This is a genomic window from Bartonella sp. MM97QHHN (genome assembly GCF_042194285.1).
Lineage (GTDB): Bacteria > Pseudomonadota > Alphaproteobacteria > Rhizobiales > Rhizobiaceae > Bartonella.
The window spans coordinates 1-8383 of the sequence record NZ_JBHIMS010000050.1 but is presented as its reverse complement, the minus strand read 5'-3'; the positions used below and the strand labels follow the sequence as shown (position 1 = coordinate 8383).

The window sequence follows — 8383 nt, the reverse complement described above, 5'->3', positions numbered from 1 at the left end:
GTTCACGCGGTATTTTTGCTCGCGAGATACGACCATTGGGTTCTCTGAGACATCCATTAATACGAGGACGTCCACGTTTTGTACGTTTTTTTCTTTTAGCCATATTTTTTCAATCAGAATGGCATGCTATCGTTAAGAGATGTGCCATGATCAGTAGCACCTGAAGCGATAGCATAATTTTGAGAAGTAATGGGTGAAGGGAATGCCGATTGCTCTTTTTTGGCATCAAGCAAATACAACTCGCCTTTGAATTGTGGTAAGACAATCTCTGTTGTGTAACGGTCATGACCATTTTTATCTTGCCATTTACGTGTTTGTAATTTGCCTTCTATGTAAACCTTTGAACCTTTACTGAGATACTGAAGAGAAATTTTTGCTAAATGTGGATTAAAAACCACAATGGAGTGCCATTCCGTTTTATCTATTTTTTGATTGGTCTTTTTATCAGTATAGCTTTCAGAAGTTGCTATACTAAAATTGACTATTTCAGCTCCAGAAGTCATGGTTTTGCTTTCGGGGTTAGCACCGAGGCGTCCTATTAATGTCACTTTGTTTAGCATGTTTTTTGTTACCTTAATTTGTATTTAAATATGTAAAAAATCTTAGCATGATTTTCATATTTTTTCAATTATTTCAGTTAATTAATCACATTTTTTTAAAGCATTACTTTATAATCTTATTTGATAAACTCACTCAATAGCTGTGTTATAAAAAGGCAAGGCTTTTTTGCTTGATTTATTATTGACAATCGAACCTTTTTGTGCGATATTGGTTTTATCAAATTAAGGGGAGGCTAAATGAAACGAGAAGCGCTGCTTAGAGAGTTACGCAAAGAAGCTAGAAAAAGAGGTCTTCATTACAGTGAAGCTCCAGATGCAGGCAAAGGGTCACATTATTTGGTAACTTTTGGAGACAAAACAACTGTTATAAAATCGGGTGAATTAACGCCACTTTACGTGAAGATAATAAAAAAACAATTGGGAATATGAAACTCGTATTTCATACGTTTTTAATTTTTCGTTTCAAAAACATTTTGATCATAGTGAGGAGACCTAAACATGGAATATACGTATCAAGCAAAATTTGAAACTGATCCGGATGGTGGTTTTATTGTGACTTTTCCAGATGTACCTGAAGCAATAACAGCTGGAGAAAATAGAGTAGAGGCATTAGAGAATGCTGTTGAAGCTTTAGGGTTGGCATTACGGAGCTATTCTATGCGCGGTCTGCCTTTGCCTACACCACGGCAGTACAAAGACCTTGTAGAAGTTACGGTAGATGCGTGGAATGCTCTTAAGCTCGCAGTGGTAGAAGCCTTTAATGAAGCGAATATTACAAAAACAGAATTGGCACATCGTTTGGGTAAAAAAGAAACAGAAGCAAGACGCATTCTTGACCCCAATTATCCAACTAAGCTTCAAACTTTAGAGCAAGCACTGAGTGTTCTCGGCAAGCAAGTCGTTATTACAATAAAAAACGCGGCTTAACTATCTCCTCGCCTTTGAAGACGAGAAGATAAAATCATGTTTTTAAATCTAAGCAGCTTTTACAACAGATTTTTCTAAAACCTGTTTTGCTTCTTCAATGAGTGTTTTATACTGTTTGCTTTCTTCTACCAATGTAAAGGCTTTAACAAGATGCATGTGGAGAGGGCCATAAATGTAAACAGCCTTTTTAGTTGGAGACATTTTATCCCAATCTTTTGGAAAATCAAAGCGTGTATCACGGTCATTATCAACAGATTGGCTTTTTAACTTTTTTTCACACTCGATAAAGTAACGACGAGCTTGTCTGCCTTTCTCGTTGCGTTCAACCATGGAAAGCTCTTTTGCCATATCTAAAGTGAGATGGTATTCTATTACTGTAACAGCTCTAGATTTTGCGCTTCCCAATTTTGGGAACCGCAAATCTTGTGTTTTTATGAAGTCTTTACCTTCTTCAAATGTATATTGATTAATACGATCCGTAATCCAAGTAGCGAAACGTTTTCCTATTTCCATGAATGCGTGTAACTCACGAGCATTGACCGTTTGCACAATTTCTTGTTCAATAATTTTTTCTGATATTTTAATAAGAGTGTTCATAATATTGGTTCCTTTGTTTTAAAAGTTTAAGTATCCAGGGCTAAAACAACCGAACCAATTCAGTCCTTCACATCTTTAGGTTACCCTTGGACATACATGTGAAGACCCTGGACAAAATTTCTTATGATGGGCAACAGATCTTTCGGGATACTATTGAACCGATTGGTTACAGGTGTTTTAAGCCTGCTTCGTAACCTAATGGCTTTTAAAAATTTGTCAAGTTGTTCCTGATATGAGTTAGCATCTAATCATTGTTTTTTCAGAAGCTTCTGAAAATTTTTTGATTTCTCTGTTGATCTCGTCTATAAGAGGCTCGTAATTGAGAACGCTTTTCGGAATATTCCCACCGTAAACCCACGCTTTTACTTGCGCTTTGGTACTAAAATCCGCATTTTCTGGTGTGGTATAATACTGACCGCCATCAAACTTTTCACACTCTCTTGTACCGTCTTCATATTCGTAGAGGTTGTAAAAATACTCCTCTGCTCCGTTCCCCCAAGGAACATAACCAACAGCTGTTGCAACAAACTCTTTTTGCATGGGTTGTTTATGATTTGTTAAGAACAGTTGTTTTAAAATTTCCATGTTTTTAGTCCATAATTTTACCAATAGGTTAATTTACCTCAAATTTGACCGTACAGAGCATTTTATATTACAGATGTGTTTTCCCATCATAAAATCTTTAAATCGCTTTGTACGGTACCTTTTTGTCGATTTAAATGCATGTCTAATCGTAAAATGATCAGCACTTTTCACTATTTTGCTGTTTTAGGCTGCTTTGGAACTGCTAATGTTATGTTGCTCTTCATTAGGCTTGCCTATTCTCATGCATGAAATGCGCTTGCCTCCTAAGGCTAGGTTACGCGTATTTTCAACTGCTATAAAAACCTTCTCAGCAACACCATAAAGCCCGCTTTCTAAATCACGACAATACTGCGCCAGATCAGCACATGAGGGGACAAAGGTTGTTGACATACCTTTTGCCTCACCACGGATAAGATTTTTAACAGCTTGCAACAAAGACCAGAGTGAGATGCCGTTAAGAGCAGCGATATAAGCCTTTGCACGCGCTTCTGCATTCGAAACTTTTTGCATTGTCAAACCACCTTCAAGCACATCAAGAGCTTCTGCTATGTCTTCAACAGATGCTTTCAAGGTAAGTAAGTTTTGAACAGTCTGATAAGCTTCTAAAGCTTGTTTCTCTAGGGTTTTTGTCAATTGACTGCCATTGATCAAGGTCCATGGGAACTCCAGAGTTACACATTGCTCTATCTGTTGCACGGTATCTTGTAGAGGCGTCACTAAGCTGTGTTGCACCGATAAGATTACGGATTGTCTCTCCGGTACCACCGCGAGTTCTTTGATCTTTTGAAAAGTTTCCATTGTTTCCACCATTGTTGTTCGTGTTTTTCGTTTTTTCTAAACCCTCGATAGCCCTGCGTACCCAGTTACGCCATGTTGCTTGCCAATCGATTTTGGTTGCATTTGCTCCGGCTTTTGAACGCCAGTAATCTCGAAACTTTGCGATTTCGACTTTGACACGCTCTGGAGGCAAACCCTCTTCGATTGCAAAATCGTAATCGGGTTCAAAGTCTTCAGGCAATCGACAGCCCCGATTAGCTTTTGACCGCTTGGCTTTTTCCGGAACGTTTTCTTGCTCGTGAATGAGAGGTTGGTTTTCTGATGATGTCGCGTTTTGCTCTGATTGGCTCTCAACAGCATCAACCTCGATTGGCTCGTGAACCAAATCGGTGATTTCTAAATCTTCAAAATCAATTTCTTTTTTTGATAAAACGATAGTTTTATTTTTTTTATATATATTATTCTTATTCTGGTTCTTTATAGCTAGATTTTGCTTGTCGTTTGCTTCAGCAAAAAAAACGTTTTGCTTATCTTTTGCTTCAGCAAAATTATTAATATGTTGTTTTATATTATTTTTTGCTTTTGCACCTTTTTTACCAGCCTCACTACGAACTTGCGATATGTGCTCTTTTTTATCAGAAAAATCTTTTAGCTCTTCTTCAACGCGCGTATTCCACAATCCATTATCTGTCTCAATAACTTTATCATTCCTCATTAAATATTCGACAATAGCTGCAAATTTTTTCTGCGAACAATGACAAACGCGTGCAAGCGTTTGAAAATCTGTTTTAAGTGGTTCTTTTTTTTCATACATGTAAACGAGAAGGGTTATATAAACGCCCCGTTGTTCCAACGTCATCACATCTGTACCACTTATCCAGTCATACAAATGAAATCTTATCCACGGCATACCATTAGACATGCGCATCCCCTTCTTTCATTAAATATAAAATTGCCAAAGCATCTGCTTCGTTGTCGTCACAAGGCGCGTGACCTTTTGCACGCATTGCCTTAATCAATTCTGCTTTTGAGGCATTTCCTTTGCCTGTCATTGCTTTCTTAATCGTACCAACGGGAATGCCTTCATACGGTATCTGATGATGTTCACACCAAGCTGTTAGAGTTGCCAGAAAGCCCCCATAAACATGAGAAGAGTCTGTACCCACATGCCGACGTACCTCTTCAAAATACACCGCATCAATTTCATCAACAGATCTCTTTAGTTCAGAAAGCCATTTCTTAAAGCGCAAGTAACGCATCCCACCGCCTTCAAAACGGCGTGATTGAAAATATTCTGTATCACTTGTGATAAAACCATCTGCATCACGAAGCGCCCAGCCAGTCTTAGTGCCTAGATCAAGACAGAGAATGGTTTGTGCATTAGTGATCATAATCTCCCCTTAAGGCTCTACGTATTTATATGTGTGCTATGACAGAGCGCGTTGTGATTGCTTGTCTTGAAAAAATATTTTTGAAAAAGTACCCTCCCAATGATTCTAAAAAAGTGGGGAGGGGAAAGATGCAAGAATGGATAAAGATATTTCTTACAGGTTTTTTGTCATTTATCGGATCTCTTTCAGTAGCGGTTATTTTAAGAAATAAAGACCGTAAAGAAGCAGCCAAAATCCGCAAAGATAATTTAGAAAAAGCTGCAAAAAAACGAGAAGAAGATAAAGAATGGATAAGCAAGCAATTTGCAGAAAGCCAGGAACAAACGATAGCCCTTAAAGAGCAAGCGATATCGACAAAAGATCTTGCCAAATGGTCAGAAGAACATATTAAAATTTTGTTAGATAACAAAAGAGTAGAGGATTTAGGAACGCCACCTTCCATATATACAACTGGACCCCATTTGCCAACAAAAGGCAAGTGGACGCTTCTTTGTTTAAAGATAAAAAACAATGCACAAACTGTCATCCACGTTTTAAATATAAAGCTAAAAGATGGTCCTCGCTTTATTCTTGGATATGGCATTAGATACAAACCAGAAACAAGATTGTGGCAAATGCAATCACCATATGTTAATCCTGATGCCAGACCAACGTCACACCCAATATCATCCGGATACTGTGAGAAAGCAAAGGATTTTCGAACGGGACAAGAAATCGATGTTAATATTTCTATAGCTCCCTCAGAAGATAAGTACACAGGAATCCTTATTTTTGTAGCAGCGCGTGAAGAAGATATAAAAGCCCAAGTTACTTTAATCATTACTCATACATCCCCATTGAAACCAGAAACAACAATGACTGTAACGACACAAACCGACCTCATAGACTTTAAAAAATTGCATTAACTCACTTAGGCAAACATTTTTATGCTATGATTTATTAATTTGATTTCTTTTTTTGATAACTTCATCCCTTAAGAGATCAAGCCTTAAGAGATCAAGCTTATCTTTGACTAAGATCATAAACAAGATCAGCTCATTTAAGCGATAAAAAGATAACAACTCTTGAGAAAAATAATTATCAAACCAAGTTGTAAAAACTTGCGTAAACGCAGATGAAAACCATTGATTAAAATCATCGTACGGCAATAACGGAAAATAATTTCTATCATCACGCGCAAAGATACTATACAGCATATAGACAAAATAACCTGTCGATGAGGGATCTATTCTTGTTTCAAAAGATGCATCTTGAGGCGAACGGACACCATAATATATGGTTGCCTCTCCAATATTATTAACAAGATCAATCAACTGGACCTTGCTTATAGTGATATGTGGGACATCTATCATCTCTGATCTTTCTTCTTTAAGAGTGTGAAGGGTGCTGTTGTGACAGAGCGCGTTGTGATTGCTTGTCTTGCAAAAATGTTTTTGAAAAAGGAACCTCGCAATGATTCATTGTTAATTAACAATCCTCATTTGTGGCTCAAATGACGCAAGTTAAAAAAGTTCTCCTGCGAAAATAAAATCTCTCAATTTTGGTTCTTCTTTTTTGTTAATTAAGCAAATGATTTTATTATTTAATTTATCAATTAGCTCCATTTGTGAAGCCAACTTTAATCTTTGTTCATACAGGGTCTTATTTTTTTGCTTAATTAAAGAGGATAGGTTTTCAAGTACTACTTGCTGTTGTTCAATTGACTTATCTCGCTCTGCAAGAGTTGCTTCATGCCATCTCATCCAACTATCAAATTTTGACTTATGCCATTCTTCTCGTTTTTTAAGAATTGTTGTGTGAGTTTCGTGTCGTTTCACAAGATCTTCTACGCTACAGTCACGACATGGTACTTTTCTCCATTCTTCCACCAATCTATTTCCATTCTTCATTTTCGTATTACAACCTATTAATCTACAAAACTGGGTGTAGATCTTCTTCAATATTCCGTTTCTCATGATCTTTCTTCTTTAAGCCTGTGAATTATGCTGTGGGTGTTTGTTGTTATCTGTAGAAGCAGCAATAAAAGCAGGCATAGAGCTAGAACCATCTTTCAACTTTTGTAGCTTGAGATAATTTATTACGGAAATCGATCCTCTTTTTTCCCACTTACAAACAGCGGCTTGAGTTACACCAAGCGTTTTAGCCATTTCTGATTGTGTCCAATTAAATTTGACTCGTATTGACTTAGTCAAATTTTTAAAATCTTCTCGTTGATCCATTTACAAGCTCCAATTACAGCTTTGTCTTATTTTATTCATATAATTATAGTTATATAAAGTCAATGAAAATTATCTTTATCAACGATAAAAAAATAAGGTAAGCAGAAGTATGAGTAATAAATCTAATATCATAAGCACACTAAAAAAGATTTTGACTGAGTTTAACTTAACGCAAGAAGATGTGGCCAAGCGGCTAAATGTAACGCAAGCTTCAGTGTCTAAGTGGTTAAAAGATTCTGATCCGCGCGGTTCTAATCGGGATGCTATTTTAGAATTATATAAAGAATTAACAGGAGATAATCACTTAACAACTTTTGTTCCTCTTATGGGCTATATCGGAGCAGGAACGCAGATAGATCCAAGCTTTGAACAAATTCCAGAAGATGGTCTTGAACAAGTAGAAATTCCTTTTGCTTTACCTGATGATATGATTGCTTTTGAAGTTAAAGGAGACTCCATGCTTCCAGCTTATAAAGATGGAGATATGGTTATTGTAAGACGGCGCCAAATCAAAACGATAGAATCCTTCTTTGGCAAAGAAGCCGTTATTCTCACACATGATAATAAAAGATATATAAAGAAGATTAGCAGAGGAATGAATGGTGAGATAGATTTGCTTTCTTGGAATGCACTCCCCATTAAAAATGTTAAAATTGTATGGATTGGGGAAATCTTTGCTATCTTGCCAATGGATTCTTACAGTAAAATGATTCGATCTTATCGCTAATTATCGCTATATTAAAAAGCACTTTTCTCTTCTTATTTTACAATATGTTATAATAATTTTTACAAAAAATATAATTTTTTATAATTTTTTGCTTGCTAATTTATAATTATAGTTATATAAATATATTATAAATTAACACAAACAATCGCCAAGGGGTGTTAGGGAGGAGAAATTATGGATAAGCCAATTCTTATTAATTCCAATGAAATTTTATTAGTTGTCTATGATGATGATCAAAACATTGGTCGGTCGGGACCACTGGATGAAAGCCAAGTTCTAAAAATTATTGACGAGGCAGATGATGCAATCCAAATCTTTCGCATCAATCCTTCTGAGAATAATTGTGAAGATATCTCTGAAGAAATTGCAGAAGCATATGTAAAAGAAAATATCGAACATCTCCACGAGGAGAGTAAAGTTCATGACTTTGTAAGCGAGAGTGTTGCTTACCATGACCTTTTATCTGATTTAGCAAAAGAAAAATATAATGATGAGTTTTACGGTACCTATGAACAGCAGCACCGTTTGCGTCCTTGTGATGTGCTTTAAAATTCTTAAGGGCGTTTGAAAAAGCGCCCCCTTTTTCCCATCAATCCCACC

General features: G+C 36.5%; 14 protein-coding genes. 5 read left to right on the top strand and 9 right to left on the bottom strand.

Annotated features, from left to right (window positions below; genetic code table 11):
- Positions 1-113 precede the first annotated feature (113 nt).
- A complete protein-coding gene (gene ssb / locus ACFIJW_RS02720; RefSeq protein ID WP_375633210.1) occupies positions 114-560 on the bottom strand; it encodes a single-stranded DNA-binding protein in 447 nt (148 codons plus the stop codon).
- Between the two features lie 237 nt (positions 561-797).
- Between ssb and ACFIJW_RS02715 the strand changes: the two genes are divergently transcribed.
- Together ACFIJW_RS02715 and ACFIJW_RS02710 are read left to right on the top strand one after the other, a co-directional pair.
- Positions 798-989 (top strand): hypothetical protein, encoded by a 192-nt coding sequence (locus tag ACFIJW_RS02715; RefSeq protein WP_038473479.1) that lies wholly within the window; start codon positions 798-800, stop codon positions 987-989.
- Positions 990-1058: 69 nt separating this feature from the next.
- Positions 1059-1487, top strand: a complete 429-nt coding sequence (locus ACFIJW_RS02710) for a type II toxin-antitoxin system HicB family antitoxin (RefSeq protein WP_375633209.1) — start codon at positions 1059-1061, stop codon at positions 1485-1487.
- A 48-nt stretch (positions 1488-1535) separates the two neighbouring features.
- Here ACFIJW_RS02710 and ACFIJW_RS02705 read toward each other — a convergent pair whose 3' ends face one another.
- The 5 genes from ACFIJW_RS02705 to ACFIJW_RS02685 all read right to left on the bottom strand — a co-directional run bounded on the left by ACFIJW_RS02705 (position 1536) and on the right by ACFIJW_RS02685 (position 4837).
- Positions 1536-2084, bottom strand: a complete 549-nt coding sequence (locus ACFIJW_RS02705) for an antA/AntB antirepressor family protein (RefSeq protein WP_375633208.1) — start codon at positions 2082-2084, stop codon at positions 1536-1538.
- A 237-nt stretch (positions 2085-2321) separates the two neighbouring features.
- A complete protein-coding gene (locus ACFIJW_RS02700; RefSeq protein ID WP_375633207.1) occupies positions 2322-2669 on the bottom strand; it encodes a hypothetical protein in 348 nt (115 codons plus the stop codon).
- 183 nt (positions 2670-2852) lie between these two features.
- Positions 2853-3239 (bottom strand): hypothetical protein, encoded by a 387-nt coding sequence (locus tag ACFIJW_RS02695; RefSeq protein WP_375633206.1) that lies wholly within the window; start codon positions 3237-3239, stop codon positions 2853-2855.
- Positions 3223-4368 (bottom strand): DUF1376 domain-containing protein, encoded by a 1146-nt coding sequence (locus ACFIJW_RS02690; RefSeq protein ID WP_375633205.1) that lies wholly within the window; start codon positions 4366-4368, stop codon positions 3223-3225. Before ACFIJW_RS02690 ends, ACFIJW_RS02695 begins: the two co-directional genes overlap by 17 nt.
- The gene (locus tag ACFIJW_RS02685; RefSeq protein ID WP_375633204.1) at positions 4361-4837 is read right to left on the bottom strand and encodes a crossover junction endodeoxyribonuclease RuvC; all 477 of its coding nucleotides are present in this window, start codon (positions 4835-4837) and stop codon (positions 4361-4363) included. The genes ACFIJW_RS02690 and ACFIJW_RS02685 overlap by 8 nt, the downstream gene beginning before the upstream one ends.
- Positions 4838-4965: 128 nt before the next feature.
- Here ACFIJW_RS02685 and ACFIJW_RS02680 point away from each other — a divergent pair, with 128 nt between their 5' ends.
- Positions 4966-5742 carry a hypothetical protein gene (locus ACFIJW_RS02680; protein ID WP_375633203.1) on the top strand — a complete coding sequence of 259 codons (777 nt, stop codon included), beginning with the start codon at positions 4966-4968 and terminating at the stop codon, positions 5740-5742.
- Between the two features lie 24 nt (positions 5743-5766).
- Here the strand turns inward: ACFIJW_RS02680 and ACFIJW_RS02675 are convergent, their stop codons facing one another.
- The 3 genes from ACFIJW_RS02675 to ACFIJW_RS02665 form a co-directional block, all read right to left on the bottom strand.
- A complete protein-coding gene (locus ACFIJW_RS02675) occupies positions 5767-6189 on the bottom strand; it encodes a hypothetical protein (protein ID WP_375633202.1) in 423 nt (140 codons plus the stop codon).
- 150 nt (positions 6190-6339) lie between these two features.
- Positions 6340-6792: a hypothetical protein gene (locus ACFIJW_RS02670; RefSeq protein WP_375633201.1), complete on the bottom strand. Its 453-nt coding sequence runs from the start codon at positions 6790-6792 to the stop codon at positions 6340-6342.
- A gap of 12 nt (positions 6793-6804) precedes the next feature.
- Entirely contained in the window at positions 6805-7056 is a 252-nt protein-coding gene (locus tag ACFIJW_RS02665; RefSeq protein ID WP_375633200.1) for a helix-turn-helix transcriptional regulator, read from the bottom strand.
- A 109-nt stretch (positions 7057-7165) separates the two neighbouring features.
- Between ACFIJW_RS02665 and ACFIJW_RS02660 the strand changes: the two genes are divergently transcribed.
- Both ACFIJW_RS02660 and ACFIJW_RS02655 read left to right on the top strand, forming a co-directional pair.
- Entirely contained in the window at positions 7166-7783 is a 618-nt protein-coding gene (locus tag ACFIJW_RS02660) for a S24 family peptidase (protein ID WP_375633199.1), read from the top strand.
- A gap of 174 nt (positions 7784-7957) precedes the next feature.
- The gene (locus tag ACFIJW_RS02655) at positions 7958-8332 is read left to right on the top strand and encodes a hypothetical protein (protein ID WP_375633198.1); all 375 of its coding nucleotides are present in this window, start codon (positions 7958-7960) and stop codon (positions 8330-8332) included.
- Positions 8333-8383: the final 51 nt, after the last annotated feature.